The sequence below is a fragment of the Synechococcus sp. LTW-R genome (assembly GCF_014217875.1).
In the GTDB taxonomy this organism is placed as follows: Bacteria; Cyanobacteriota; Cyanobacteriia; order PCC-6307; family Cyanobiaceae; genus Vulcanococcus.
The window spans coordinates 2,270,365-2,295,989 of record NZ_CP059060.1 but is presented as its reverse complement, the minus strand read 5'-3'; the positions used below and the strand labels follow the sequence as shown (position 1 = coordinate 2,295,989).

Annotated in this window: 24 protein-coding genes; 6 read left to right on the top strand and 18 right to left on the bottom strand. The window is 65.4% G+C overall.

What is annotated here, in order from left to right; translation table 11 throughout:
* Positions 1 to 5 precede the first annotated feature (5 nt).
* Together H0O22_RS12655 and H0O22_RS12650 are read right to left on the bottom strand one after the other, a co-directional pair.
* On the bottom strand, positions 6 to 440 hold the full coding sequence (locus H0O22_RS12655; protein ID WP_010315285.1) for a 23S rRNA (pseudouridine(1915)-N(3))-methyltransferase RlmH: 435 nt from the start codon (positions 438 to 440) through the stop codon (positions 6 to 8).
* A 121-nt stretch (positions 441 to 561) separates the two neighbouring features.
* Positions 562 to 3,357, bottom strand: coding sequence for an RNA helicase (locus H0O22_RS12650; protein ID WP_185186969.1), 2,796 nt, complete (start codon positions 3,355 to 3,357; stop codon positions 562 to 564).
* A gap of 69 nt (positions 3,358 to 3,426) precedes the next feature.
* Here H0O22_RS12650 and H0O22_RS12645 point away from each other — a divergent pair, with 69 nt between their 5' ends.
* The 5 genes from H0O22_RS12645 to H0O22_RS12625 are packed head-to-tail and all read left to right on the top strand — an operon-like array spanning position 3,427 to position 6,877.
* Positions 3,427 to 4,587, top strand: coding sequence for an aminotransferase class I/II-fold pyridoxal phosphate-dependent enzyme (locus H0O22_RS12645; RefSeq protein ID WP_185186968.1), 1,161 nt, complete (start codon positions 3,427 to 3,429; stop codon positions 4,585 to 4,587).
* Positions 4,584 to 5,279 carry an alpha/beta hydrolase gene (locus H0O22_RS12640; protein WP_185186967.1) on the top strand — a complete coding sequence of 232 codons (696 nt, stop codon included), beginning with the start codon at positions 4,584 to 4,586 and terminating at the stop codon, positions 5,277 to 5,279. The genes H0O22_RS12645 and H0O22_RS12640 overlap by 4 nt, the downstream gene beginning before the upstream one ends.
* Complete coding sequence (locus tag H0O22_RS12635) at positions 5,266 to 6,042, top strand: SAM-dependent methyltransferase (protein ID WP_185186966.1); 777 nt, start codon at positions 5,266 to 5,268, stop codon at positions 6,040 to 6,042. Before H0O22_RS12640 ends, H0O22_RS12635 begins: the two co-directional genes overlap by 14 nt.
* Positions 6,039 to 6,716 carry a dethiobiotin synthase gene (gene bioD, locus H0O22_RS12630; RefSeq protein WP_185186965.1) on the top strand — a complete coding sequence of 226 codons (678 nt, stop codon included), beginning with the start codon at positions 6,039 to 6,041 and terminating at the stop codon, positions 6,714 to 6,716. Before H0O22_RS12635 ends, bioD begins: the two co-directional genes overlap by 4 nt.
* On the top strand, positions 6,713 to 6,877 hold the full coding sequence (locus H0O22_RS12625) for a hypothetical protein (protein ID WP_185186964.1): 165 nt from the start codon (positions 6,713 to 6,715) through the stop codon (positions 6,875 to 6,877). The genes bioD and H0O22_RS12625 overlap by 4 nt, the downstream gene beginning before the upstream one ends.
* On the opposite strand, the gene H0O22_RS12620 is transcribed toward H0O22_RS12625, so the two are convergent.
* Both H0O22_RS12620 and H0O22_RS12615 read right to left on the bottom strand, forming a co-directional pair.
* Positions 6,874 to 7,140 carry a DUF3143 domain-containing protein gene (locus tag H0O22_RS12620; protein ID WP_185186963.1) on the bottom strand — a complete coding sequence of 89 codons (267 nt, stop codon included), beginning with the start codon at positions 7,138 to 7,140 and terminating at the stop codon, positions 6,874 to 6,876. The genes H0O22_RS12625 and H0O22_RS12620 overlap by 4 nt on opposite strands.
* Positions 7,067 to 7,591 (bottom strand): J domain-containing protein, encoded by a 525-nt coding sequence (locus H0O22_RS12615; RefSeq protein ID WP_185186962.1) that lies wholly within the window; start codon positions 7,589 to 7,591, stop codon positions 7,067 to 7,069. Before H0O22_RS12615 ends, H0O22_RS12620 begins: the two co-directional genes overlap by 74 nt.
* Positions 7,592 to 7,646: 55 nt before the next feature.
* Here H0O22_RS12615 and rsmG point away from each other — a divergent pair, with 55 nt between their 5' ends.
* A complete protein-coding gene (gene rsmG, locus H0O22_RS12610) occupies positions 7,647 to 8,375 on the top strand; it encodes a 16S rRNA (guanine(527)-N(7))-methyltransferase RsmG (RefSeq protein ID WP_185186961.1) in 729 nt (242 codons plus the stop codon).
* Here rsmG and H0O22_RS12605 read toward each other — a convergent pair.
* From H0O22_RS12605 to rpsT, 14 genes are all read right to left on the bottom strand, one after another.
* A complete protein-coding gene (locus H0O22_RS12605) occupies positions 8,372 to 9,571 on the bottom strand; it encodes an aldo/keto reductase (RefSeq protein ID WP_185186960.1) in 1,200 nt (399 codons plus the stop codon). The genes rsmG and H0O22_RS12605 overlap by 4 nt on opposite strands.
* Positions 9,571 to 9,966 carry a ferredoxin gene (locus H0O22_RS12600; protein WP_185186959.1) on the bottom strand — a complete coding sequence of 132 codons (396 nt, stop codon included), beginning with the start codon at positions 9,964 to 9,966 and terminating at the stop codon, positions 9,571 to 9,573. The genes H0O22_RS12605 and H0O22_RS12600 overlap by 1 nt, the downstream gene beginning before the upstream one ends.
* 13 nt (positions 9,967 to 9,979) lie before the next feature.
* Positions 9,980 to 10,372 carry a DUF1257 domain-containing protein gene (locus tag H0O22_RS12595; RefSeq protein WP_185186958.1) on the bottom strand — a complete coding sequence of 131 codons (393 nt, stop codon included), beginning with the start codon at positions 10,370 to 10,372 and terminating at the stop codon, positions 9,980 to 9,982.
* Positions 10,372 to 10,584: a DUF2997 domain-containing protein gene (locus H0O22_RS12590; RefSeq protein ID WP_185186957.1), complete on the bottom strand. Its 213-nt coding sequence runs from the start codon at positions 10,582 to 10,584 to the stop codon at positions 10,372 to 10,374. The genes H0O22_RS12595 and H0O22_RS12590 overlap by 1 nt, the downstream gene beginning before the upstream one ends.
* 64 nt (positions 10,585 to 10,648) lie before the next feature.
* Complete coding sequence (locus H0O22_RS12585; RefSeq protein ID WP_185186956.1) at positions 10,649 to 11,449, bottom strand: HEAT repeat domain-containing protein; 801 nt, start codon at positions 11,447 to 11,449, stop codon at positions 10,649 to 10,651.
* Positions 11,450 to 11,487: 38 nt separating this feature from the next.
* Complete coding sequence (locus tag H0O22_RS13370) at positions 11,488 to 11,613, bottom strand: hypothetical protein (protein WP_010315253.1); 126 nt, start codon at positions 11,611 to 11,613, stop codon at positions 11,488 to 11,490.
* Between the two features lie 24 nt (positions 11,614 to 11,637).
* Entirely contained in the window at positions 11,638 to 13,380 is a 1,743-nt protein-coding gene (locus tag H0O22_RS12580) for a sodium:solute symporter family protein (RefSeq protein ID WP_185186955.1), read from the bottom strand.
* A 47-nt stretch (positions 13,381 to 13,427) separates the two neighbouring features.
* Positions 13,428 to 14,525 carry a 23S rRNA (adenine(2503)-C(2))-methyltransferase RlmN gene (gene rlmN, locus H0O22_RS12575; protein WP_185186954.1) on the bottom strand — a complete coding sequence of 366 codons (1,098 nt, stop codon included), beginning with the start codon at positions 14,523 to 14,525 and terminating at the stop codon, positions 13,428 to 13,430.
* Entirely contained in the window at positions 14,525 to 14,680 is a 156-nt protein-coding gene (locus H0O22_RS12570; protein WP_185186953.1) for a high light inducible protein, read from the bottom strand. Before H0O22_RS12570 ends, rlmN begins: the two co-directional genes overlap by 1 nt.
* The gene (locus H0O22_RS12565; protein ID WP_185186952.1) at positions 14,677 to 18,783 is read right to left on the bottom strand and encodes a DNA-directed RNA polymerase subunit beta'; all 4,107 of its coding nucleotides are present in this window, start codon (positions 18,781 to 18,783) and stop codon (positions 14,677 to 14,679) included. The genes H0O22_RS12570 and H0O22_RS12565 overlap by 4 nt, the downstream gene beginning before the upstream one ends.
* Before the next feature lie 47 nt (positions 18,784 to 18,830).
* On the bottom strand, positions 18,831 to 20,735 hold the full coding sequence (locus tag H0O22_RS12560; RefSeq protein WP_185186951.1) for a DNA-directed RNA polymerase subunit gamma: 1,905 nt from the start codon (positions 20,733 to 20,735) through the stop codon (positions 18,831 to 18,833).
* 79 nt (positions 20,736 to 20,814) lie between these two features.
* On the bottom strand, positions 20,815 to 24,105 hold the full coding sequence (gene rpoB, locus H0O22_RS12555) for a DNA-directed RNA polymerase subunit beta (RefSeq protein ID WP_185186950.1): 3,291 nt from the start codon (positions 24,103 to 24,105) through the stop codon (positions 20,815 to 20,817).
* Between the two features lie 314 nt (positions 24,106 to 24,419).
* Positions 24,420 to 25,241, bottom strand: coding sequence for a TatD family hydrolase (locus H0O22_RS12550; RefSeq protein ID WP_185186949.1), 822 nt, complete (start codon positions 25,239 to 25,241; stop codon positions 24,420 to 24,422).
* A 35-nt stretch (positions 25,242 to 25,276) separates the two neighbouring features.
* Positions 25,277 to 25,579 (bottom strand): 30S ribosomal protein S20, encoded by a 303-nt coding sequence (gene rpsT / locus H0O22_RS12545; protein WP_185186948.1) that lies wholly within the window; start codon positions 25,577 to 25,579, stop codon positions 25,277 to 25,279.
* Positions 25,580 to 25,625: the final 46 nt, after the last annotated feature.

Genomic DNA, 25,625 nt, shown 5'->3' with positions numbered 1-25,625 from the left:
CTCCCCTAGGGCTTGTGATACGGCCCGCCCTGCTGAATCGTCATCGCCCGGTAGAGCTGCTCCAGCAGGAGTAACCGGGCGAGTTCGTGCGGGAAGGTCATGGGCGAGAGGCTCAGGCGCCAACTGGCGCGGGCTTTGAGGGCCGGGTCAATGCCTTCGGCGCCGCCGATCACAAAGGCCAGGCGCTCCGAGCCGGATCCCTCTAAGCGCTGGGCCAACGCCACCGAATCCAACGTTTGGCCCTCTTCAGTGAGGATCACCAAGCGCTCGTCGGGCTTCAAGGCCGCCAGGATGGCCTCAGCCTCCTTGGCCATCCCGGCATCCCGGAGCTCCAGGACCTGCAATCCCGGCAGCCGTTTGAGGAAGGTGGACGCCCCCTCGAGCACCCAGCTCTTGCGCAACTTGCCCACCGCCAGGATGCGGATGCGGGACGGATTCATCACGCGGCCACGCTACCCACGCCCATGACTGCAGCTTTCGCCCTGTTCTGGACGCCCTACGCCGACTGGCTGTACACGGTGGGCAGCACCGCCGGGCTTCTTCTGATCGTGTGGCTGGTGCTCAGGCCGCGGAATTAAGCGCCGCTGCTTCGCCTTGGCGGGCGATGGCGGGGTTCGCCCCTTCGCCATCGGCCATGCCCCCATCAATCGGTTCGCGCACCGGGAAGCGGTTGATTGCTTTCAGGGCGGCCCGGGCATTGGTGCGCAGCTGTTCGCTGATGGCCTCGCAGTAGGGAATCTGGGCCAGGAGGTCCACGGTGCGGCGCATGATCCGCACCACATCACCCTCATCGAGGGAGGTGTTGGCGATCAGGTCGCTCCAACTCACGCCCTTGGCCCAGGCATGGACCAGGCCCATCAGTTCCCCTTCAAACCAGACCGGCATCACGACCTTGCCGGCCTCCTGTTGCCGCTGCAGTTCACGGCGAATCCCGCGCAGGTCGTGCATGGCTTCATCGGCAGCCGGCGGCGGCGGGTAGCCACTCCAGAGATCCGGGCGGTTGACCTCCGTGGAGATCGCCTCGAGCAAGGCGGCCAGGTCGGCGGGCTCGAGTTCATCGAGGTGGCCGCTCATCAGCGCCAAGCCCAACCAGAGCTCGTTGTCGCCGCGCAGGGCCGCCACGGTCCGGCCCACCTCGCTTGGATCCAAACCCTCGTCGCCATCAAGGCAACCGAAGAAGCGCAGGATGTCGATCAGGGCCAGGAAGGTCTCCCAATGGCGATTGGCGCGGAAATGCAGGACGCGCTGCCGCTCCGCGATCTCCGCCTCCAACTCCTCCATGCGGAAGCGCTGCTTGCGCAGCTTTTTGCGATCGCCGGCGCCATGGGCGGGATGCAGCTCCAGGGCCAGCTCCAACTCACGCACCAGATGCGCCTGGGCCTGCACCTCGCCGGCCAGGTCGTACTGGGGCGTGACCATGTCGTGGCGCCGGGCCATGTGCCCGACGGCCAGAGCCAGACCGCCGCTGGCCTGGTCGCCATGGCGCAGCTCCCCCGCCCGATGCAGCTCAGGCACAGCGACATCCTTGACCTGCAGGCAGGTGAGCTCGGCGTGCAGGCTGACCACCGCACTGCAGGGGACGAGCACCCAGACGTTCTCGTCGGTGAGGCAACAGAGCAGCGGGAACTGACCTGAACCCTGCTGCTTCTCCACGATCACCGCGGGGGTGACTCGGCCGCGCAGTACCGGGGCCTTAAGGCTGACCAGGGTTCCCTCGCTGGCAAAGCGGAGGGCCAGGGTCAATTCATGGGCCAGGGTTTCCTCAGCCTGCTGCTGCAGGATCCGCAGCAGACGGCGCTCCTCCCGCAGGCGACCGCGCTGCTTCTCGTAGTCCTCGAAGTCCTCCCAATCGACGTTCTCGACGTTGTCGCTGAGGTCGCCGAGCTGCTCACGAAGCTCGCTGATGCGGGCCTCGTCCTCGCTGAGATCCAGGGTGGCCAGGTAGCGGCCAAAGCTGCGCTCCACCAGCTCCTTGGCCTTGGCGAGCTCGTAGCGCTGCAGCAGGTTCAACACCATGCCGTAGCTGGGGGTGAACTGGCTGACCAGGGGGTCCGCTGGGCTCGTGGCGAGCTGGCCGGCCTCGCGAACACCCTCAAAACGGCTCTGGACGGTGACGACATAGCCCTGGGAGTCGAGACCGCGGCGACCCGCCCGGCCGGCCATCTGCAGGAACTCGCTGCCCATCAAGGGACGGTGCCCCCGCTCCGTTCGCTTGGAGAGCGCGGAGATCACGGTGCTGCGCGCGGGCATGTTGATGCCGGCCGCCAGGGTCTCAGTCGCGAAGACCACCTTCACGAGACCCTGCTGGAAGAGCTCCTCGATCAACTCCTTCCAGGCCGGCAACACTCCGGCGTGGTGGGCCGCGATGCCGCGCAACAGGGCATCGTCATGGCCCCCATCCCGCACCGCCTCCGGAGTGGCCGCCACGAAGGCATCCAGGCGCTCTTGAATCCGGGCTTGCTCCTGGGGGGTCACGAGGCAGACCTTGCCCAGATCGCGCACGGCCTTGTCGCAGCCGCGTCTGCTGAAGATGAAATAGATGGCCGGGAGCATCTCCCGCTCCGCCATCTGCGCGACCACGAAGCCCAACGGTGGGGCCTCGGGTTGCGGGGGTCTCGGGGTTTTCGGTCCGCGGCGGTTGCGGCCTTTGGGGGCGCGCCAGACCTTGCAGTTCGGGTGAAGCCCTGTTCCCTCGTCGTTGAGCAGGGGATGGAGGCCCTTGGCGCTGCAGAAGCTGAACTGCAGCGGCACCGGCCGGAAGTCGCTCATGACGAGCCGGGTCGGCCCGTGGACCGCCTCGATCCAATCGGTCAGCTGCCCGGCATTGGCCACCGTCGCCGAGAGGGCCACCAGCTGCACAACCGGCGGGCAATGAATGATCGATTCCTCCCAGACCGTCCCGCGCTGGGAGTCGTTCATGTAGTGGCACTCGTCGAGCACCACGGCCTCCACGTCGGCCAAGGGGTCATCGCCCGCCTCAGCCTCGGCGTAGAGCATGTTCCGGAAGATCTCCGTGGTCATCACGACGATGGAGGCCTCCCGATTCACGGTGAGGTCCCCGGTCATCAGACCGACGCGTTCCGCCCCGAACTGCTCGCGGAAGTCCCGCAGCTTCTGGTTCGAGAGGGCCTTGAGCGGCGTTGTGTAGAAGACCTTCTGACCGTGGGCCAGGGCGCGGTGAATGGCGTACTCACCAATCAAGGTCTTGCCCGAGCCGGTGGGAGCACTCACCACCACCGAGTGGCCCTGATTCAGGGCCTCAATCGCCTCCAGCTGAAAGTCATCGAGGCTGAAGGGGAACAGCTGCTCGAGGGGCGGCACCTCTGAAGACTGGGCCGTTGGGCTGCTGCTGGGCATTAGCAGATCCTATGGGCTCCAGCCAAACGGGCAAACTGAGGACATTCACCCGAGGGCCGAGCTGGGGCGATGGACGCAGCCGATCCATTGGCACCCCTGGCCGCTGACCTGCAGGCGCTGCCCGCCGCCCGCCGCCGCCGTCTGCGCAGCCTGGCACCTGCGGGCCAGGCCGCCTTTGCGGGAGAGGAGCGTCCCCTGCTGGATCTGGCCAGCAACGACTACCTGGGGCTGAGCCGCGATCCCGCCCTGCAACGGGCCGCCAGCGCCGCCATCGAAGCCGTCGGCGTAGGAGCCGGGGCCTCCCGCCTCATCAGTGGCACACGGCCGATCCACGCGGAGCTGGAGCAAGCCCTCGGCGACTGGCTCGGACGCGAGCGGGTGCTGCTCTATCCGAGTGGATTTCAGGCCAACATCGCCGCCGTCCAGGCCCTGGCGGACCGCCACACCTGGGTCCTCGCCGATCGGCTGATTCACCACTCGCTCCTGGTAGGCATCCAGGCCAGCGGCGCCAAATTGCGGCGCTTCCAGCACAACGACCTGGCGGACCTGGAGGCGCTGCTCGTGCGGGCTCGGCGCGACGCACCCCAGCGCAGGCTGCTCGTGCTCAGCGAAAGCCTGTTCTCCATGGAGGGCAGCTCCCCCGATGTGGCCGCCATGGCCGAGCTCTGCGCCAACCATGGGGCCGCGCTGCTGCTGGATGAAGCCCACAGCCTGGGGGTCCTCGGCGACGGGGGCCGGGGCCTGGGCTACGGGATTGCGGAGATCAGCCTGATCAGCGGCACCTTCGGGAAGGCCTTCGGCAGCGGCGGTGCCTTCCTGGCGGGCAACGCCACGGTGGGGGACTGGCTGCTGCAGCATTCCGGGCCCTTCCGCTACAGCACGGCCCTGGCCCCGCCGCTTGTGGCTGCCGCCGCTGCAGGTCTCCGGGCCATTCAGGAACGGGAGCCGGAACGGCGGGCGCTGTTGAAGCGCGCAGAACGCTGGCGCAACGCACTGGAGGCCGCTGGCTGGCCGAGGCCGGGGGGGCGCGGGCCGATCCTGCCGCTGATGGTGGGGGACGATCAACGCGCCTTGACCCTCCAAGCGCAACTCGAGCAAGCCGGGCTGTTGAGCGTGGCCATCCGCCCGCCCACCGTTCCGGATGGGACAGCGCGGCTGCGGCTCGTGCTTCGCCACGATTGCCCCACCGGCACCTTGTCTCGGCTGATCCAGGCCCTGGGGACACCATGAGCGGCATCCAACTGATCGGCATGCACGGCTGGGCGGGGGATCATCGCGGCTGGGCCCCCTGGAGCAGGGCGGCGGCTGACCGGGGCTGGTCCTTCTGCTGCGGCGAACGGGGCTACGGCCAGGAAGCCCCCCAGCAGCCCAGCTGGGACTCCGGCAGCGAGCGGCGGGTGGTGATTGGTCATTCCTTTGGTCCCCATCTCCTGGGGGAGGCCCTCTGGCGTGAGGCGACCGGCGCCGTCCTGTTGGCGAGCTTCACGCGCTTTGTCCCCGAGGGCCGGGAGGGGCGAGCCGTCAACGCCGCCCTTCGGGCCATGGGCCGGCGCATCAGGGCCGGTGAAGAGCAAGAACAACTGCGGGATTTCCTGCAGCAGGCGGCCAACCCCCAGTCCCGAGCGCTGCTACCGGAGGGCCCCCTCGGGCAGGGCGTCAGCCCCGACGGCCGCAAGCGCCTGCTGGAGGACCTCGAGCAGCTGGGTTCCACGAGCGGCCTACCGGCTGGCTTCCCCAGCGGCATCCCCGTCCTGATCGTCGAGGGCGGCCAAGACCAGATCGTCAGCGCCAGCAGCCGGGAGGAGCTCAAGCAGGCCCTCCCCGAGGCCACGGTCTGGAGCCGCAGCGCCCTGGGCCATTCCCTGATCGATCCCGCCCTGCCGGACGCCGTCCTCGACTGGATTGCCGATGCCCAGGCCTGATTCGCCGGCACCGGGGTTCAGCGAGGCGGTCCGGGGCTGCTTCAGCGAAGGGGCGCAGCGCTACCCCAGCCGGGCCAGGCTGCAGGCCGCGGTCGCCCAACGCCTGGCCAACCTGAGCGCCCGCCATCGACTGCACTTTCCCCAGGGTCCCCTCGCGGATTTGGGCGCCGGAACGGGGTTGTTGAGCCGCTCCCTCGCCGCCAGCCTCGACCAGGGACCGTGGCTGCGGGTGGACGCCTGCTCCGCCCTGCTCGAGCAGGGGGCGGGCGACCACGCCCCCCAGATCCAGTGGGACCTGAATCAAGGGCTGCCTCCCGGTCTGGAGCAGCCCGCAGGCCTGGCCTCGAGCTTTGCCCTGCAATGGCTCGACCAACCGGAGCGCCAGCTCGGCCAGTGGTGTGACCAACTGCAGGCCGGGGGCTGGCTCATCCTGGGGCTGCCCACCTCGGGCAGCTTTCCCCTCTGGCACCAGGCGGCAGAGCGGGCGGGGGTGCCCTGCACGGCCCTGGAGCTGCCCCGCGCGGCCGGCTTGATCGCCTGTGCCCAGGAACGGCTGGAACTCAACGAAGCCCAGGTGTTGCGCTTCAGCCGCCCCAACCGCGGCGGGCTCTGGTTCCTGCAGCAGATCAAAGCGATTGGCGCCCAGGCCAGCCGCAGTCCCCAACTCAATCCAGGCCAACTGCGGCGCCTGCTGCGCGCCTGGCCGGGCCCCGAGCAGGCCATCGTTTGGGAAGTACTGCTGCTATTGGGACAGAAGCGATGACCCAAGCTCCCCTCGGCCCGCAGCAGCGGTTAGTGATCTGCGGCACCGACACCGATGTCGGCAAGACCGTGGTCAGCGCCCTCGTCGTGCAGGGCCTGAACGCGACTTATTGGAAGCCCGTGCAGTGCGGCCTGGAGAACGGCGAGGGCGATCGGGAACGGGTGCAGCGCTGGCTGGAGCTCCCCGAAGCCCGGGTCCTGCCGGAGGCCTACCGCTTCCAGGCTCCGGTCTCCCCCCATTGGGCCGCTGAGCTGGAACCCGGGGGCAGCCCGCCCATTGCCAGCGAAGAGCTCGCTCTCCCCGCCGTGGAGGGGCCGTTGGTGGTCGAGACCGCCGGTGGCCTCCTGGTGCCCCTGCGGCTGGATTGGCTTCAGATCGAGCAGTTGCAACGCTGGAACCTGCCCGTGCTGTTGGTGGCCCGCTCAGGCCTGGGCACCTTGAACCACACGCTGCTCTCGATTGAGGCCCTCCGGCGCCGGGACCTGCCGCTGCTGGGGATCCTGCTGAACGGGGAGCCCCATCCAAACAACGCCGCCACCCTTGAGGCCATCTCGGGAATCCCTGTACTGGGCTGCCTGCCGCGCCTGGCCCAGCTCGATGCCACGACCCTGCAAGGGCAGTGGCAGGCCCTGGATCTCGTCCATAAGCTCAAGGGGGTCAGGCGCCGCCCATGAAACCCTCCTCGCTCGCGGTCATCACGGCCGTTGCCGCCCTCTGCGCCGGGATCCTGGTGCTCTTCACCGACATCGAGCTGTCGTTCGTGCGCTGGGTGAACTGCGGCCCCTTCTCAACCCTCAGCGAAGAGCAAAGCGAGATCTGCAAGCGGCAGCTCTAGGGGCCCGCCAAGATCGCCGCCTCGACATCCGCGCGGGTGAGGCCATAGGGAAAGTGACGCTCCACGGCCGCCGCCGCCTGCCCCCAGCGCACGGTGAGTTCCTCCGAACCCAAAACCAGCTCGGCACTCCAGGCGACGGTGGTGAGATCCCATTCACAGGAATGGTGACCGCGCTGCCGTCCGCCGAGCTCAGCCAGCCAACGCTCCAGCACCGGCAGTGGATGGTTGTACAGCGGGGTCTGGGGCGACGGCAGATCCACCATCCACAAGCAGAGTTGAGGCTTCAGTTTGCCCACCAGCGGCGACCCAGCTGGGGGGCTTGAGGAACTCGGCCCCGCGGGACCAGGCCAAGCCGACACCAAGCACCAGGCTGAAGGCCACCGCCAGAGCCAAGAGCAACAAGGCGAACCACTCGCCACCGGAGAGGGCGCGGCGAACGGGAACGGGCTTCGGCGCGGTCCGCAGGGACGGCGGAGTCACCGCCACCCGTGAGGTGGCCCGCAGGGTGGCGTCGTAACTGCGACGACGCTCAGGATCACTGAGGGTGAGGTAGGCCTGCTGGAGCCGGCGGAAGGCCTCCCGGGCCTCGTCCTCGGGCAGGGCCGTGGTGTCCGGGTGGTAGCGCTTGCTCAGGCTGCGAAAGGCCTGCCGCAACTCCTGGGTGGACGCCTCGCTGGGCACCTCCAGCAGCTCGTAATGATTGGCAGCCGCCAACGCAGGACACCGGTTGGGGAGGATCCTAGAGAGTGTGACGAGATCAGCCCAGGGGATGCCAGCTCCAGCAGACGCACTATGGGAGGCCTTGCACTGGAGACCCAGCGACGAGCAGCTGCAGCGCTTCGTCCAACTCCAGGACGTCCTGCGCGACTGGAATAGCCGGGTCAACCTGACGCGCTTGGTGGAGGGCGATGACTTCTGGGTCGCCCAGATCTTTGACAGCCTCTGGCCCCTGGTGCCCCAGTTGCAGCAGAACCCCGAGGCCCCACTGCGCTGCATTGATGTGGGCACGGGCGGCGGCTTCCCTGGCCTGGCCGTGGCGATTGCCTTCCCCCAGGCGCAACTCACCCTGGTGGATTCCGTCGGGCGCAAAACCCAGGCCGTCGAAGCGATGGCCCAGAGCCTTGGCTTGGGGGAGCGGGTGGAGCTGCGCTGCGAGCGGATTGAGCTGACCGGGCGCCAAAAACGCTGCCGCGGCCAATTCGACCTGGCCATGGCCCGCGCCGTGGCCGCCGCCCCGGTGGTGGCGGAATACCTCGTGCCCCTGGTGGCCTCGGGCGGACAAGCCCTGCTCTATCGCGGGCAGTGGAGCCCGGAGGACCAGCGCCAACTCGAGAAGGCGACCGCTCAGCTGAAGGCGCGTGTGCTCTCCTGCCGCCAGCAGGAGCTCCCCGCGGAGCGCGGCCAGCGCACAGCAATCGTGCTGAGCCCGAACGAGGCCTGCCCCAAGACCTACCCCCGGGCGGTGGGGATCCCCAGCAAGTTCCCCCTGGGGGGCTAGTCGTTCTGCATCAGGCGCTTGGTGGGGCTGCCGCCCACCCGCTCCCGCAGGCTGCGCAGGATGCCGGGAATCTGGTCGCGCCAGGGGCTGGCCTGGAGCACCGCCGTCAGTTCCGCCTCGCTGACGCCCTGATCCAGGGCATCGGCATTGGCCCCGGGGAACCAGTGGCTCGCGGCCCCCAGTAGGCCGTAACGGGCTTTGGCATAGCTCTGGAGATCCCAGGCCTCCAACAGGTTGTGCAGCCACAGCAGGGTGGGGAGATTGATCTGCCCCGGCGTGTCCTGCCAACGGGGTAACCCCTGCTGCCAGCTGCTCAGCCAGGCCTCGCCGAGGGCGGTGCGACGTGCCTCCTCCAAACAACTCACAATCGGAGGCAACAGCGCCGCGGCCTCAGGGAGCAGCTGCACCGCCTCCAGATGCAAGGCCAAATCCTCCGGCCGGGCGGCACCAACGCTGATGGTGTGAACCCCGGGCTGGCTCAGGCAGAACAGGTCGTTGAAGACGATCGGGTGCAGCGGTGCGCAGAGCTCCAGCAGACGCTCGGAGGGGCTGTGGAGGTGCCCACCCTTGTCGGTAGGACTGATCACAAAAACCCCCATGTCATGGGCTTGGGCCGCCGCAATGGCCGGGGCGTTGTCCTGGCGAATGAAATACCAATGGAGATTGACGTAGTCGAAGGCATCACTGGCGATGGCCTCTTCGATCAAGGCAAGGGGGCCGTGGGTGGAGAAGCCGATGCAGCCGACGCGCCCATCCCGCTGCCAGCGCCGCGCCACGGCCAAGCAGCCCCCCGGTTTGAGGGTGGCCTGCAGGTGCTCGGAAAGGTTGATGCCATGGATCGCCAAGCAATCCACCCGATCCACGGCGAGGCGCTCAAAGCTCAGCGCCAGCTCCGCTTCAAAGGCCGCCGGATCGTCCTGGGGCGGGACCTTGGTCTGCAGGATCCGCTCGGCATCGGGGACCTGGGGCAACAACCAGCCAAGCTGCCGTTCTGAGCTGCCGTAATGGCGGGCCGTCTCGACATGGTGAAACCCGTGGGCCACGGCCGCCGAGAGGGTGGCCCGCAGGTTGGCCTGGCTCGCGGCCGTGATCTGATCCGGGGCCAAATCGGACCAGCTCTGCTGAAAGCGCATCCCGCCAAGGGACAACACAGGCATCGCCAGTTCGCTGCGACCAAACCGCCGGGTCGGAAGCATCAATGGGGCTCCCGCCTGGGGAAGGTGCGCCGGCTGCGGACCGGTGTCGGCAAGCCCAGGGGTTGCAGTTCCTGCTGCAGGGTCTGGTGCTGCAGCTCAGGCAGCTCCTCGTAACTCACCCAATGGATGCAATCGACCGGACAGGTGTCGATGGCCTCTTGGATCGTCTCCGTGCTGTCACCGTCCTGGCGGATGGCCCGGGAGCGGCCCCACTCGGCTTCCACCACAAAGGTGTTGCCAGCCACATGGGCGCAGTAGCGGCAGCCAATACAGACGGCTTCGTCGACCCAGACCGCCTGTTGACGCAGGGCTCCACCGAGCACCGGCTCATGGCCGCTGCGCTCAAGGGCCGGTGCCGCCGCGGCCGAAAAGGCAATGGAGGGATCGATCCCCACGCTGGCGTGACGTTCAGCCGTCCCAGCGGGTGACGACGAGCTCAATCGTGCCGTCTTGCTCTTGGCGCTCTTCCGCCACTTGGAAACCCTCTTGCGCCGAGGCGGCCAGGATGCTGCGCAGGGCGTAGCGCTGGGTCAGTTTCGAGAGGAACCGCTCAACGGGAATCGGCTGACTCCAGAGATCGAGGTCGGTCACGAGCTCGTAGCTCCCGGAGGCCGCGTTCCAACGGAAGCCCAGGTCGCCGGCACCCTCGGTGGGGACGGACAGCTCAGCGGTCACGGTCTGGCCGCGGTAGCCACGAACCTGGCACTCACCCTCGGTGGGGGTATGGCCGAGATCTTTCAGGGCATCAATCAGAGCGGAGCGATCGCGCAGTTCTGTTTTGACGGTGCTGAAGTGCGACATCAGGAGAACTGGGACGAAAGGGTCTGCTCGGGCTGGACGGCAGTGGTTTGGCCCTGGAAGGCTTCGGAGGTGGGCTGGCGCTGTTGAACAACGCCCAACTTCTCCTCAATCCGCTCGGTGAGCTGCTCACAGCCGTGACCAGCGATGCCCTCAACGACCTCTTCGACGCGGCCGTCGGGCCGAATGCGAAAACGAATCGTCTGCTGGGCCATCCCGAGTCTCGGGCAGGTCCGGTGATGCTAGCCGCGGGAGCAGGCTAGTGACTGGGCCGGCCGCTTATGCCAGCAGTCCCTCATCCACGAGGGTTTGCAAGCGCTCCAGGACCAGCGGGTCCTCAAGCTGTTCGAGGGCCATTCGGGCCTCGTCACGGACGGCCAAATCAGCGTCATTGAGCATGGCGTTCAAGAGCGCCTCCACCACCTCTTTCTGGCGGGGCTCCACCAAGTCGGCATACAGACGCCCCAGGGACCAGGCGCTGTTGCTACGAACCACCGGCTCGCTATCAATTTTGAGAGCCAACAGGAGCTGGCCGGCAGCCTGGTCAGCCTTCGCCAAGCCGGTGGAGCCCGCATCGGCCAAGGAGCTGGCCGCCCAAAGCCGAACGGCAGAGATATCGGTCTCCAGCGCCTTAATCAGCGGATTCATGATTGGAGCGTCTGGATAGCTACTCAGGCTCCAGGCCACGGCCTTGCGCACGTAGCCATTGCTGTCGTTTTGAAGCAGCTGCAGCAGAGGCGTCAGCGCCTGCACCGCGGGGTTCCGCCCGAGGGCGTAAACGACGCTCATCCGAAGAATCGGACAACTGGCATCAAGCAGCGGCAGAAGCTTCTCAGGGGCTCGAGGATCTCTGTGCTCGCAGAAAATTCGGAGCCCCTGCATCTGCTCATCGTGGCCACCCTCCAGCAGACGCAACCCCAGGTCGCATTCGGCCGCTGCAGCAGCTGGTGAGGCTTCTCCGGAATCCAGCTCATCGAGAGGGTCGCCAAGATCCTCTTCAGCGAGTTCCCGCTCCAGCAACTCGGAGTCGAAATCCAGGTCTGACGAGCCTTTAGGAGACTCGAGAGGGGAGGCTGCCATGGGCCAATCGTAGTGGCCCCTGTTCCCAGCTCAGTCGATCAACCAACCGGCGCCGGGGCTGCCATATCGCCGGGGAGCCAGATGCGGGCACTCACCGCGAAGAGGGCCAAACCAAACAGCAGGACAATCGCAGCTGGCAGCAGGGTGGAGCGAAGAAATTGCACGGCGTGGGCTGAGCGGTCCAGCCATCATCCCTCCGCCGGCACGCGACCGCTGCCCCGGCGAAGCAGCAATACCCCCACCACCGCCAAGATCAAACCGCTCCACCCCCAGAGCTGCAGCTTCAGCAGGAAGCCGCCAATGCCGAGCAGGGCACCAAACAACAGGGCACAACCAGCGACCAGCAGGAGCATCAGACCCGGCAGGGTTTCATCAGCGATGACACCCGTGCGACGACGCCACTGGGTCCAACCCGGACCGGGGGGGCGAACCTGCCGCACAAAGCGCTCGAGCACCTCCGGCGATTCCGGCGGGGTCGCCAACATCGCGATCAGCCAGAGCCCGGCCGTGAGCAGCGTGGTGACCAGGAGGCGCACGCCGTAGTCCTCGATGCGCAAGACAGGCACCACGGAGGTGGAGAAGCCGATCAAGAAGCCCCCGAGCAAGGCGGCCAATTCAGCGGCGGCATTGACGCGCCACCAGAACCAGCGCAGCACCAGGACCACGCCGGGGCCGGTGCCCATGGCGATCACCAGCCGGAAGACCGTGCCGATGCTGCTGCTGATCAGGGCGGTGAGCACCCCGAAGATCACGAGCAGCACCGAGGCCAGCTGACCGACCAGGAGCAACTCCTTCTCGCTGGCCTGGGGGCGAACAAAACGCTGATAGAGGTCATGGGTGAGGTAGCTGGCACCCCAATTCACCGAGGTGCTCACCGTGCTCATGAAGGCCGCCACCAGGGAGACCACGACCAGGCCCAAGGCCACCGGAGGCAAGAGCTGAACCGCGAGCAGCGGATAGCTCTGCTCCCAGTCGGTCTGATCGGGCAGCAGCACCACCGCGGCAAGCGCCACCACGATCCAGGGCCAGCTGCGCAGGACGTAGTTCACGGCCAGAAAGACCCAGCCGGCGGTGCGGGCTTCCCGCTCATCGCGGGTGGCGAGCAAACGCTGAATGAATTCACCGCCGCCATCACTGCGGCGGAAGCTCCACCACTGCAAGGCCAAGTAGGAACTGAAGGTGGCGATCGAAATCCCAGCCCCGTCGAGCCACTGCAGCCGTCCCCCCTCGACCTGCCAGGGCACCAGAGACAACAGCTCCGGCCGGGCCAGACCGCGGATGCTCTCGAGCAGGGCATCCATACCGCCGGCCGCATGGACCGCTGCCACCGCGACGGCGATCGCACCGAGCAACGCCAGAACCAGCTGCAGCATGTCCGTGACGACCACGGCCCAGAGTCCGCCGGCCGCCGTGTAGATCAAGACCAGCAGGGCGACGATGGCCAGGAGGGTCACCTTCGCCTGGGGGGTCGGGGCCAGACCCAGGGCCTCACTGACCTTGGCCATGGCCAAAAAGGCATAGCCCAGGCCGATGCAGTTGATCGGCAGGGCGAACAAAAACGCCTTGATGCCCCGCAACCAGGCGGCGGTGGGGCCGCCGTAGCGCAATTCCGTCAGGGCCGCGTCGGTCAGAACCCCACTGCGTCTCCAGAGGGGAGCGAAGACGACGGCCATGGCGACATGGGCCACACCGAAACTCCACCACTCCCAGTTGCCGGCGAGACCGCGTACTCCCACCAGACCGGCCACATACAGAGGCGTATCGATCGAGAAGGTCGTGGCCGCCATCGAGGCCCCCGCCAACCAACCCTTCAGTTGACGGCCCGCGACGAAGTAGTCCGCCTCACTGGTGTTGCGGCGGGCCAGCCAGAGGCCAACGAACAGGCTCGCCACCAGATAACCGATGACGATCGCCCAATCGACGTTGCTCATGGCCGCCCTTCACTGCAGGGCAGTCTCCCTCAGTTGTTCGGCAACGGCTACGCAGGCTCGAGGCTTCCTTCGAGGCGCCGCCGCAGCTGGCCGCAGGCGGCATCGGCATCCAAACCGCGGCTGGCGCGCACGCTGACGGCCACATGTCGGTCCATCAGGGCCCGGCGGAAGGCTTCCACGGCTTGGGGCGTGGGGCGCTGGAACTCTTCTTCCTGGATTGGGTTGTAGGGAATCAAGTTCACATGGCTCTGGAAGCCGCGCAGCAGCTGGGCCAGGGCCGCCGCATGGCGCGGTTGATCGTTGAGACCGCCAAGGAGGATGTACTCAAAACTGACCCGCCGGCCGGTGATCTCGACGTAGCGGCGGCAGTCCTCCAGCAAGGCCTCGATCGGATAGGCATGGGCCGTGGGGATCAGCTCTTCTCGTAACCGCTGATCCGGCGCATGCAGGCTCACGGCCAGGGTGAACTGGGCGCGGCCGAGGCGTTCCAGGGCCAACTCCGCCAACCGCGGCAACGTGCGGGGAACACCGACCGTGCTCACCGTGATCTGCCGCTGGGCCATGCCCAGGTCCGTGCAGAGGCAATCAATCGCGTCGAGAACCGACTCCACATTGAGCAGGGGTTCACCCATGCCCATGAACACCACGTGGCTCGGGCGCTGGTCCATGACCTCCCGCACGCTCAGCACCTGATCCACGATTTCGTGGACGGCCAAGGAGCGTTGCAGGCCCCCTTTGCCAGTGGCGCAGAAGCGACAGGCCATGGGACAGCCCACCTGACTGCTGACGCAGACGGTCAGGCGACCCTCGGCGGGAATGCCGACGGTCTCGATGCTCAGATGGTCGTGGGTGCCCAGCAGCAACTTGGTGGTGCCATCGCTGGCGATGCTGCGGTGGATCTCCCGCGAACGCCCCATCCAATCGAAGGCGCCCGACGGCGGTTGCGCACTCAAGGCATCGCGGAAGGCCTTAGGCAAGACCGACACCTGGTCAAGGGAGCGCGCCCCCTTGGCGTAGAGCCAGTCATGCAGCTGGCGGCCACGGAAGGCGGCCTGACCATGCTGCTTAGCCCACTGCTCCAAAGCAGAGAGGCCCATCCCCAGGAGGGGACGGGCCTCTTCCGGTGGCGTCGCGGCCTGGGGCATCAACCCCAAGCCAGCAGCGCATGCCCCAGCTTGTACTCCACGGCGAGCAGGGCAAAGAAGCCGAGCATCGCGACACGACCGTTCAGTCGTTCGGTGTGGGTGTGGAAGCCGTAGCGCGGCAGCCGGCGCTGGGGGACGAGCTTGGGCTGGATCATGACTCGTCGGCGAGCAGACCCTCATTCTGCAGGCCCTGAACGGCCTCCGGGTCAGCGATCAGCTCCTCTTCCAGGCCTTCTTCCACCGTGGGGCGGGTGAAGGCGGCGGTGGTGCTGGTGCTGGCCTCGATGCCGTGGCGGCTGCGGGTGGCATCGAGATCGGCCTCGGAGGGATCGTCGAGGATCGCGCCGGCATCAGCTGCCTTGGGGGCAGCCGGCATGTCGACGGTGTAGTCGGGGCGCAGGTTCTGCAGACGGCGATAGTTCATCGCGTCCTCGTCGAGGATGTCCGGGTGGGGACCCGCCTCGGCGCGCAGCTCCTCTTCGAAGCCGCTGAAGCCGGTGCCTGCAGGGATCAGGCGACCGATGATCACGTTCTCCTTGAGGCCGCGGAGCCAGTCGCTCTTGCCCTCGATGGCGGCTTCGGTCAGCACGCGGGTGGTCTCCTGGAAAGAGGCCGCGGAGATGAAGCTGTCGGTGTTGAGGGACGCCTTGGTGATGCCCAGCAGCACCGGGGTGAACTCAGAGGGGGCACCACCGGTGATGGCCATGGCGCTGTTGACCTGCTCCACCTGGCGAAGCTCGATCAACTCACCGGGCAGCAGGGTGGTGTCGCCAGCGTCCTCGATCCGGACCTTGCTGGTCATCTGACGAACAATCACTTCGATGTGCTTGTCGTCGATGGTCACGCCCTGGGACTTGTAGACGTTCTGAACTTCCTGCACCAGGCGGAACTGGAGCCTGGAGATCGCCTCCATCGCCGCTTCCAGGGTCGGCTTGCGGCTGCGCAGGTCTTCGAAGAAGCACTCCAGCAGCTCGTGGGGGTTGATCGGACCGTCGGTCAGCAGTTCGCCGGCGGTGACCTGCTGGCCATCGCTGACCATCACGGTGCGGCCCAGAAGGATCGGGTACTCACCGATGGAGTCATCACCTTCGATCACCGTCACGTTGACGGAGTCGTCATCATCGCCCTGCTTGATCTCGACGGTGCCGGCCTTACGGCAGAGCACAGCGGATTCACGGGGACGACGGGCTTCGAGCAGTTCCTCAATACGGGGCAGACCCTGAACGATGTCACCGGTCTTCTGGCGCTCGAACACCAGCAGAGCCAGGGAGTCACCACGCTGCACCAGCTCGCCATCGCGAACGTGGAGGACAGAGTCCGGGGACACCATGTAGGGACGACCCAGACGGATGGTGACGGTGCTGCCATCCACGCTTTCCACCTGACCGCAGCAGGGTGCGGGCAGACCCTTCGCCAGTTGGTCGCCGTCAACGAGGCGTTGACCGGCCTTGACCTGAGCCTTGGCCGAACCCAGGTCGATGGTGCGGGTGTCGCTCTCGCGCTCGACGATCAGACGACGGACCGGCTCGCCTTCAATCACGGCGGGGACCTGCACCAGACCGTCTTCCTTACAAAGGATCTGGGTGGTGGCGACCACATCACCAGCCTTCACGCTGTCACCGTCATTGACGGAGAGCTCGGTGTGGGTGGAGCCATGGCTGGCGTCGGAGAGGGTGTCGCGGCGGACCAGCAGGCTCTCGAGGATGACTAGCTGGAGGCGCTCAATGGTCTTAGCGCGCTTGTCGGGGACCGCCTCGACGTCCACCGTCATTTGGGGGGTGGTGTCGAAGGTTTCGAGGATCAGCTGTGTACGCAGCAGCTCCACACCCTCCACACTCTTGATCAGTTCGCCGTCCTTGAAGGCCAGACGTTGGGTGGCCTTCAGGCCTAGGCTGGGACCGTTCTTCTGAGTGACACTGCCGAGATCCGGCAGGTGGGCCTCGTCGGGAATGCGGTACTCCTCCACCGGACGCAGCAGAAGCGCGCCGCCGTCGGAGGTCTCCACGGCCTCAACGAAGACCATGGCCTCAGCCTTCAGACCCTTGGCGATTTCCTCGCCGGGGTTGACCATCTTGCCGTCGCTGTAGCGGGCAACGGTCTTGGCGTCAGAGACGTGGTGAAGCTGACCCGAGCGAACGATGATCTCGCGGAGAATGTCGTTCTTCTGGGTCACGGAGACGATGCCCGCGGTCTGGCTGAAGATGTCCTTCACGACCTCGGTGCCGGCCTCGATCCACTGACCGTCTTCGATCATCAACAGGGAGATGTCCTTGTTGATTTCGTGGGTCTCCTGGGGGATCCAGAGCAGGGTGCCGCCCTTGTTGACCTCGTAGCCGTTCTTGGCGCTACGGGCCTTCTTGATGGCCAGGCCAGGGGCGAACTTGACGATGCCGCCGGTCTGAGTGCGGAAGCGGTCGTCGGCGAGTTCAGCAATCACCTCACCGTTACCGATCTTGGTGCCGGGGTGGGTGTTGAGGCGATAACGAATGTTGTCCTTGCCCTCGAGGTGCCAGAGCTCACCGGCATGGGTGGATTCACCCAGCAGCTTGCAGTCCTTCAGGGTCAGGCTCGTGGTGACGATCTGGACCTCGCGGGAGTCGCCAGCGCTCTCACGCAGGCGAACGGCACCGCCGTATTCGCTCACGAGGCGGCTTTCGGCCAGCACTTCACCGGTGGTGACCTTGGTGTTGCCCGCGACCACCGGCTGGGCGTTGGGCGGCAGGTTGTAGACGTCGCCGCTGTACACCCACATTCGGCCGAGACGCTGGGCCTTGAAAGTGCTGTTGCCTTGGCGGTCAGTGACCTCCTTGGGCTGAATCGCGTCCTCGTAGCGAACCTGGCCAGCCAGGTCGCAGATGACGTCCTTGGTGGCCTTCTCCACGCTCTTCTTCACGGCCGCGCCGGAAGAGATCTGGGCCAGCATCGTGTCGGCGGCCACCTCGGCTGCGTCGGCAACGAACAGCAGAGAGCCGGCGGTGATGGAGAGCTTCTGGGTCTTGCCGCTGCCGCTGGGCTTCAGGGTCAGCGGGAAGTCGGTCTCAGCGATCTGGGCCTCCACACCGTGGGGGGTGCGGAAGGGGCGAACGCGAGCCTTGGCGCCGAACTCAACCGTGCCGGCGACCTGGGAGCGGACCACACCCGTTTCGGCGGTGGACACACCACCGGTGTGGAAGGTCCGCATGGTGAGCTGGGTACCAGGCTCACCGATGGACTGGGCCGCGACGATGCCGACGGCTTCACCCAGGTCCACCAGCTGGTTGTGGGCCAGGGCCCAGCCGTAGCACTTCCGGCAGACCGAACGGGCGGCTTCGCAGGTCAGGGGTGAACGGACCACAACGGTCTGCACACCGGCGGCTTCGATTTGGCCGGTGATCACCGCATCGATTTCACCGTCACGGTCGACGATCAGGTTGCCTTCGCCATCGAGAACGGGCTCGGCAGCCAGGCGGCCGACAAGCTTGGCGGCATAGCGGCCTTTGTCATCGGCGTTGATGGGGATGCCGCGGGTGGTGCCGCAGTCGTCCTCACGCACGATGACGTCTTGGGCGACGTCCACCAGACGACGGGTCAGGTAGCCGGAGTCCGCCGTACGCAGTGCGGTGTCCACCAGACCCTTACGGGCGCCGTAGGAGGAGATGACGTACTCGGTAACCGTCAGGCCTTCGCGGAAGTTGGTGCGAATCGGAAGGTCAATGATTTCCCCTTGCGGGTTCGCCATCAGACCGCGCATACCGACCAGCTGACGCACCTGGGACATGTTTCCCCGGGCCCCAGAGTTGGCCATCATCCAGACCGAGTTGAGCGGGTCGTTCTCGTTGAAGTTCTTTTTGACTTCTTCGACCAAACGCTCGTTGGTTTCCGTCCAGGTGTCGATCACCTTGGTGTGACGTTCCACCTCGGTGATCTCACCCAGGCGATAGCGCTCCTCGGTATCCGTGATTTGTTGCTCGGCTTCTTCGAGCAAACGAGCCTTTTCGCCAGGGATGCGCAGGTCATCCACGGAGATGGAGACGGCGGCCTGGGTGGCGTAGTGGAAGCCGAGATCCTTGAGCTCGTCCGCCAGGGAAGCGGTGGCGGCGGTGCCGTGGTTCTTGTAGGCCCAAGCCATCAAGTTCCGCAGCTGCTTCTTGTCGATCGTCCGGTTACGGAACGTCGGAGCCGCTTTGCTCAAGGGAGCGTTTGCGGGTGCTGGAGCCTCAGCCTTTGCGGCCTTCTTGCTGGACTTCTTGCTGGTCTTTTTGGAGGGGGTGGCGGTCATGGCTGCGCGCGAAGAAAGGGAGTTAGGGGTTGAAAACGTCCGGGATCTCAGGCGGCTGCCACCGCGTCGATGATCGTGCTGTTCATCACCACGCGTCCAACGGTGGTCAACAGATAACGGCTGATCAGAGCACCGTCCTCATCGAGGCGATCACGACGGAACCTCCACTGTTCAATCCGAGTGCCATCGCTGAGGGTCTCCTGCTGCACAGGCTCCTTGGCCTCACCTTCGGTATCGACCTCACCGTTGAAGCGCACCCACACCCAGTCGTGCATGGTCAGGTGCTTGTCCTCGAAGGCATTCAGCACGTCACGCAGGCCCGCGAAGGTACGGCTGCGGTCGCCAAATTCAGGCTTATTGCTCGCCGGCTGCTCGGCGGTCAGGTAATAGGCACCCAACACCATGTCCTGAGAAGGCGTGATGATCGGATCACCCGTTGCAGGGGACAGGATGTTGTTGCTCGCCAGCATCAACATGCGGGCCTCGGTCTGGGCCTCAATCGCCAGCGGGACGTGGACGGCCATCTGGTCACCGTCAAAGTCAGCGTTGAAGGCGGGGCAGACCAGGGGGTGCAACTGAATGGCGCGGCCATCCACCAGCTTGGGTTCGAAGGCCTGAATGCCGAGACGGTGCAGGGTTGGTGCACGGTTCAGCATGATCGGGTGACCATCGATCACCTCCTGCAGCACCTGCATCACCTCATCGTCGGCGCGCTGAATCAGCTTCTTCGCGGCCTTGATGTTGTTGACGATGTTCTGACGAATCAGGCGATGGATCACGAACGGCTGGAACAGCTCGATCGCCATCTCCTTGGGCAGACCGCACTGGTGCATCTTCAGCTTCGGACCCACCACGATCACGGAACGACCGGAGTAGTCGACGCGCTTACCGAGGAGGTTCTGACGGAAGCGACCCTGCTTACCCTCAATGATGTCGCTCAGTGACTTGAGCGGACGGTTGTTGGCACCCACCACGGTGCGACCACGGCGCCCGTTGTCGATCAGGGCATCAACGGCCTCCTGGAGCATCCGCTTCTCGTTACGGACGATGATTTCGGGGGCGAGGATCTCTTGCAGACGGGCCAACCGGTTGTTCCGGTTGATCACACGGCGGTAGAGGTCGTTGAGGTCGGAGGTGGCAAAGCGACCGCCGTCGAGCTGCACCATCGGGCGCAGGTCGGGGGGGATGACCGGGATGACATCCAGGACCATCCACTCGGGACGGGCACCGGTGGCGATGAAGTTGTCGATCACGCGCAGGCGCTTGATCAACTTGGCGCGCTTCTGACCCTTGGAACCGGCGATCTCTTCGCGGAGCTGTTCGGCCACCACGGGGAGATCGAGGTCCTCGAGCAGTTGCTTGAGCGCCTCAGCGCCAATACCCACGGTGGGCTCGTTCTCGATCTCGGAGTCTTCGGCGTAGATCTCGTCTTCGATCTCCAGCCACTCGTCTTCAGTGAGCAGCTGCTTGTAGGTCAGGTCCTTGTGGTCGCCCTGGTCGAGCACCACGTAGCAGTTGAAGTAAACAATCTGCTCGACATCCCGCAGGGGCATGTCCAGCAGGATGGCCACGTAGCTGGGGATGCCCTTCAGGTACCAGACGTGGGACACCGGAGCGGCGAGCTTGATGAAGCCCATCCGGTGACGACGCACCCGGCTTTCCGTGACCTCCACACCGCAGCGCTCGCAGACGATGCCGCGGTGGCGCACCCGCTTGTACTTACCGCAGTGGCATTCCCAGTCTTTGGAGGGGCCAAAAATCTTCTCGCAGAAAAGCCCGTCCATCTCGGGCTTCAGGGTGCGGTAGTTGATGGTTTCGGGCTTGGTGACCTCGCCCACCACCTGACCGTTGGGCAGCGTGCGCTGCCCCCACTGCATGACCCGCTCGGGGGAAGCGAGCGTGATCTTGACGTAATCGAAGTGGTTTTCGGTGCGGAGATTGCTGTTGGTCATGACCTAAGAGCGCGCGGAGATCTGAAGGAACGAAGGGATCTGACGGTCACCCAGTTGGGTGGGCCGGGTTGATCAGCAATCAGTCGTCGTCGTAATCCGCGACGCCGAGGGATTCGTAGGTGGGCCGGTTGGGGGTGCTGCGGCGGGGATTGACGTCCTGCATCAGGTCGACTTCCTCGCCGGCATCGGTGTACACCGCGATGTCGAGACCCAGGGACTGGAGCTCGCGCATGAGCACCTTGAAGGACTCGGGGGTACCCGGGCGGGGGATCGGCTTGCCCTTGACGATGGCGTTGAGCGCCTCGTTGCGGCCCTGCATGTCGTCGGACTTGACGGTGAGCAGTTCCTGCAGGGTGTAGGCGGCGCCATAGGCCTCGAGGGCCCACACCTCCATCTCACCCAGACGCTGACCGCCCTGCTGCGCCTTACCACCCAGGGGCTGCTGGGTAACGAGGGAGTAGGGGCCAGTGGAGCGGGCGTGGATCTTGTCGTCCACCAGGTGAACCAGCTTGAGGATGTGGGCATAACCCACGGTCACGGGCTGGTCGAAGGCCTCGCCGGTCCGGCCGTCGATCAACTGGATCTTGCCGGGGTTATCGGGGTTGTAGACCCAGTCCTTACCGGGCTGGGACTTGGCCGCCTCGAGGTAGGCCTGAACGGTGTTCTTCGAGGTCTCAGGGCCGTGCATTTCGTCGAAGGGCACCACCTTGACCCGGCAGTCCAGGTGGGATGCCGCCCAACCCATCAAGCACTCGAACACCTGTCCGACGTTCATCCGGCTGGGCACGCCCAGGGGGTTCAGAACGATGTCGATCGGTGTGCCGTCGGGCAGGTAGGGCATATCCTCCAGGGGAAGAATGCGGCTGATGATGCCCTTGTTGCCGTGGCGGCCGGCCATCTTGTCGCCGACCTGGATCTTGCGGCGCTGGGCCACATAGACCCGGACGACCATGTTTGCGCCGGGCGGCAGCTCATCGCCCTGCTCGCGGGTATAGATCCGAACGTCGACCACCCGGCCACGCTCGGTGCTGGGAACGCGCAGGGAGTTGTCGCGAACATCGCGGGCCTTCTCACCGAAAATCGCGCGCAGCAGCTTCTCTTCAGGGGGCTGATCCGACTCACCCTTCGGGGTCACCTTGCCCACCAGGATGTCGCCGCTTTCGACGTAGGCGCCGATGCGGATGATGCCCATCTCGTCGAGGTTGCCCAGGCTCTCCTCGGCAACGTTCGGGATCTCGCGGGTGATCTCCTCAGGACCCAGCTTGGTCTGACGGGCTTCGATCTCGTACTTCTCGATGTGCACCGAGGTGTAGAGGTCGTCGCGCACCAGGCGCTCGGACACCAGGATCGCGTCCTCGTAGTTGTAGCCCTCCCAGGGCATGTAGGCGATCAGAACGTTCTGACCCAGGGCGATTTCGCCACCCTCACAAGCCGAGCCATTAGCCAGGACCTGACCGGCGATGACCTGGTCGCCGAGCTTGACGATCGGGCGGTGGTTCAGGCAGGTGTCCTGGTTGGAACGCTGGTACTTCTGCAGGTAGTGGGTGTGGTCGTTGCCCTCTTCGTCACGGATGACGATCGCGGTGGCATCGACGAAGGTCACCGTGCCGTTGACGGTGGTGATGGGCACCATGCCCGAGTCGCGGGCAACCTGGGTCTCCAGGCCGGTGCCGACCAGGGGACGCTCAGGGCGCAGCAGAGGCACGGCCTGACGCTGCATGTTCGAACCCATCAGGGCCCGGTTGGCGTCGTCGTGCTCAAGGAAGGGGATCAGCGAGGTCGCCACGGAGATCACCTGAACCGGTGAGAGCTGCACGTAGTCGACCTGCTCGGGGGGCACGGTCTCAAAGTCCTGGCGGTAACGCACAGGGACCAGATCGGCCTTGATCCGGCCATCGGCGTCGGTGGCGACGTCACCCGGGGCAACGCGGCACTCGTCTTCGAGATCAGCCGAGAGGTAGAGGGGGTCACCCTGCTTCAGAACGATGCCGTCTTCGACCTTCCAGAACGGGGTCTCGATGAAGCCGTACTCGTTGACGCGGGCGTGGGTGGCCAGGGAGCCAATTAGACCAGCGTTCGGGCCTTCAGGGGTCTCGATCGGGCAGATCCGGCCGTAGTGGGAGGGGTGGATGTCGCGAACGGCAAAGCCGGCGCGCTCACGGGTCAGACCACCTGGGCCGAGGGCGCTGATACGGCGCTTGTGGGTCAGCTCAGCCAGAGGGTTCGTCTGGTCCATGAACTGGCTCAGCTGGCTGGAGCCAAAGAACTCCTTGATTGCAGCCACCAGGGGCTTGGGGTTCACCAGCTGCGCGGGGGTCAGACTCTCGGTCTCACCAACGGTCATGCGCTCTTTGATGATCCGCTCGAGGCGGTTCAGACCAACGCGCACCTGGTTCTGCAGCAATTCGCCCACGGAGCGAACGCGGCGATTACCGAGGTGGTCGATGTCATCGAGGGTGGCGCCACCCACGTCGAGCTCAAGGTTGATCAGGTAGTCGATCGCGCTGAGCACGTCCTCAGGGGTGAGGGTGCGCGTCGCATCAGGGATGGCCAGGCGCAGCTTCTTGTTGATCTTGTAGCGACCAACCCGACCCAGGTCGTAGCGCTTGGGGTCGAAGAAGCGGCTGTGCAGCAAGGTTTGACCACCGCTCACAGAGGGGGGTTCACCCGGACGCAACTTTTTGTAGAGCTCCAGCAGGGCCTGGTCTTCCGAGGCAATGCCTTCGTCGTTCGCGGCCTCGATGGACTTCTGGTAGTACTCGGGGTGACGCAGCTTGTCGAGAACGTCGTTATCGGACAGGCCGATGGCCCGCATCAACACATGGGCGTTGATCTTGCGGGTTTTGTCGACACGAACGTGCAGCAGATCGTTCTTGTCGGTTTCAAACTTCAGCCATGCACCGCGGTTGGGGATCAGGCTGGCGTTAAAGGTCTTGCGGCCGTTCTTGTCCTGCTCGTCCTTGAAATAGACGCCGGGGGAACGCACGATCTGGTTGACGATCACGCGCTCGGCGCCATTGATGATGAAGGTGCCGCGCTCGGTCATCAGGGGCAGTTCCCCGATGAACACTTCCTGCTCCTTGATCTCGCCGGTCTCCTTGTTGACCAGGCGGCAGGTCACGTACATCTGAGACGCGAAGGTCGCGTCACGGCGCTTCGCCTCTTCCACATCGTGGCGAGGGCGCTTCAGGCGGTACTCGCTACCGATGAAGTGCAGCTCAAGCTTGCCGGTGTAGTCGGTGATCGGGGAGAAGCTCTCCAGCTCCTCGATCAGGCCCTTCTCCAGAAACCATTTGAAGCTCGCGCGCTGCACCTCCACCAGATCGGGGAGGTAAGTGGCGGTCTTGGCGACCTGAATCGCGCTGCTCATGCGGTGAACCTGCAGGAACGGGTGAAACGGAACGGAGGGCCTGGAGAGCGGTTTCGAAACCAAGCAGTGATCGAGACGAAAGGGGGATGTCAGCGCGACACCACCACACAGACGACAGAGCCAGCCGCCCCAAACGGGACGACTGGCCAGCTGAGGCGCCTATTCAGATCGCTTGAAAACCGCAGGGAACGACAACTCGCACCGGAAAGACAACGCACCACTGGTCATGGGCTAACTCACCAGATCCCCGGTGAGCGCTTTCGGGCTGCAACGAGCACGGATAAATCACGACTCGCTGCCAGGCCAATGAAACATCATACATTGTGAAGAGCGGGTCCAAACAGCGCACAGGCGTTGTGGGTGGTCTGTAAGGCGACCGTTTGGAGCGGCTCCTGACGGAGCTCCGCGACCCGCTCTGCTACGGCCATCACATAGGACGGCTCGTTTCGCTTCCCCCGTCGCGGCACGGGGGCCAAGAATGGGCAGTCGGTCTCGACCAGGAAGCGGTCGGCGGGGACCGCTTGGGCACAGGCGTGGGTATCGGTGGCCTTCGGAAAGGTCACGTTGCCGCTGAAGCTGATGTAGAGGCCCAGTTCCAGAAAGCCCTGCATCTCCTCCGGAGTTCCACTCCAGCAATGCATCACGCCCTTGGGACAGGCACCCCGTTCAGCGCGGTCGCGCAACTCGCTGAGCATCGGCTCGGCGGCATCGCGGCAGTGAATGATCACCGGGAGATCCAGCTCCACCGCCAGGTCGAGCTGGGGACGCAGCATCGCCAGCTGCTGGTCGAGATTTTTGTCGCGGAAAAGATCGAGACCGAGCTCACCAATCGCCACAACCCGGGGGTCCGCCTGAGCCGCCTCGCGCAACACCTGCTGTGTGTCGGCCGCCCAATGCTCTGGGTCAAGCGGGTGAACACCGACGGAGTAACGCAGCTCCGGGAAGCGATCGGCGAGCGCTCGGATCGCTGGGATCTCCGAAGGCTCCACACATGCATGAAGGAGGCGCCCGACGCCGACATCCCGCCAGCGCTGAGCAACCTCCTCCAAGTCTTCGTCGAAATTTCGAAAGACGATGTGGCAGTGACTATCAATCAGAGGAGCCGGGAGGCTCTCAAGAGCGACGGCAACTGCCATGGATCCAAGGGTGACCTTGGATCCAACCTAAAAAATCAGGCCTTCGCTGCGGGCTCGATGGCGCTCTTGACAGCGGCGCTCAAGCGAGATTTCTGGTGTGCACCGTTGTTGCGGTGGAGCACACCGACCTTGACGGCCTTGTCGATCTTGCTGAAAGCAGCACTCATGCTCGACTGAACAGCTTGCTTGGCGGCATCGCCGGGCTCCTGGCTGTAGGCGGTGCAAGCGGCGAAGCAACGCTTCACCAGGGTGCGCACCGCAGACTTGTAGGTGCGGTTGTGCAGGCGATTGCGCTCAGCAATCTCAATGCGTTTCTTCGACGACTTGTTATTGGCCACAGACGGTAAGGCGCTGATTCAGCAGTCGACAAGCTTACCCCCTGGC

Excerpts from the sequence above, each read along its gene's own strand:
- H0O22_RS12655 (WP_010315285.1), bottom strand. The coding sequence starts at position 440 with ATGAATCCGTCCCGCATCCGCATCCTGGCGGTGGGCAAGTTGCGCAAG.
- H0O22_RS12650 (WP_185186969.1), bottom strand. The coding sequence starts at position 3,357 with ATGCCCAGCAGCAGCCCAACGGCCCAGTCTTCAGAGGTGCCGCCCCTC.
- H0O22_RS12645 (WP_185186968.1), top strand. The coding sequence starts at position 3,427 with ATGGACGCAGCCGATCCATTGGCACCCCTGGCCGCTGACCTGCAGGCG.
- H0O22_RS12640 (WP_185186967.1), top strand. The coding sequence starts at position 4,584 with ATGAGCGGCATCCAACTGATCGGCATGCACGGCTGGGCGGGGGATCAT.
- H0O22_RS12635 (WP_185186966.1), top strand. The coding sequence starts at position 5,266 with ATGCCCAGGCCTGATTCGCCGGCACCGGGGTTCAGCGAGGCGGTCCGG.
- bioD (WP_185186965.1), top strand. The coding sequence starts at position 6,039 with ATGACCCAAGCTCCCCTCGGCCCGCAGCAGCGGTTAGTGATCTGCGGC.
- H0O22_RS12625 (WP_185186964.1), top strand. The coding sequence starts at position 6,713 with ATGAAACCCTCCTCGCTCGCGGTCATCACGGCCGTTGCCGCCCTCTGC.
- H0O22_RS12620 (WP_185186963.1), bottom strand. The coding sequence starts at position 7,140 with ATGGTGGATCTGCCGTCGCCCCAGACCCCGCTGTACAACCATCCACTG.
- rsmG (WP_185186961.1), top strand. The coding sequence starts at position 7,647 with ATGCCAGCTCCAGCAGACGCACTATGGGAGGCCTTGCACTGGAGACCC.
- H0O22_RS12605 (WP_185186960.1), bottom strand. The coding sequence starts at position 9,571 with ATGCTTCCGACCCGGCGGTTTGGTCGCAGCGAACTGGCGATGCCTGTG.
- H0O22_RS12595 (WP_185186958.1), bottom strand. The coding sequence starts at position 10,372 with ATGTCGCACTTCAGCACCGTCAAAACAGAACTGCGCGATCGCTCCGCT.
- H0O22_RS12590 (WP_185186957.1), bottom strand. The coding sequence starts at position 10,584 with ATGGCCCAGCAGACGATTCGTTTTCGCATTCGGCCCGACGGCCGCGTC.
- H0O22_RS12585 (WP_185186956.1), bottom strand. The coding sequence starts at position 11,449 with ATGGCAGCCTCCCCTCTCGAGTCTCCTAAAGGCTCGTCAGACCTGGAT.
- H0O22_RS12580 (WP_185186955.1), bottom strand. The coding sequence starts at position 13,380 with ATGAGCAACGTCGATTGGGCGATCGTCATCGGTTATCTGGTGGCGAGC.
- rlmN (WP_185186954.1), bottom strand. The coding sequence starts at position 14,525 with ATGCCCCAGGCCGCGACGCCACCGGAAGAGGCCCGTCCCCTCCTGGGG.
- H0O22_RS12570 (WP_185186953.1), bottom strand. The coding sequence starts at position 14,680 with ATGATCCAGCCCAAGCTCGTCCCCCAGCGCCGGCTGCCGCGCTACGGC.
- H0O22_RS12565 (WP_185186952.1), bottom strand. The coding sequence starts at position 18,783 with ATGACCGCCACCCCCTCCAAAAAGACCAGCAAGAAGTCCAGCAAGAAG.
- H0O22_RS12560 (WP_185186951.1), bottom strand. The coding sequence starts at position 20,735 with ATGACCAACAGCAATCTCCGCACCGAAAACCACTTCGATTACGTCAAG.
- rpoB (WP_185186950.1), bottom strand. The coding sequence starts at position 24,105 with ATGAGCAGCGCGATTCAGGTCGCCAAGACCGCCACTTACCTCCCCGAT.
- H0O22_RS12550 (WP_185186949.1), bottom strand. The coding sequence starts at position 25,241 with ATGGCAGTTGCCGTCGCTCTTGAGAGCCTCCCGGCTCCTCTGATTGAT.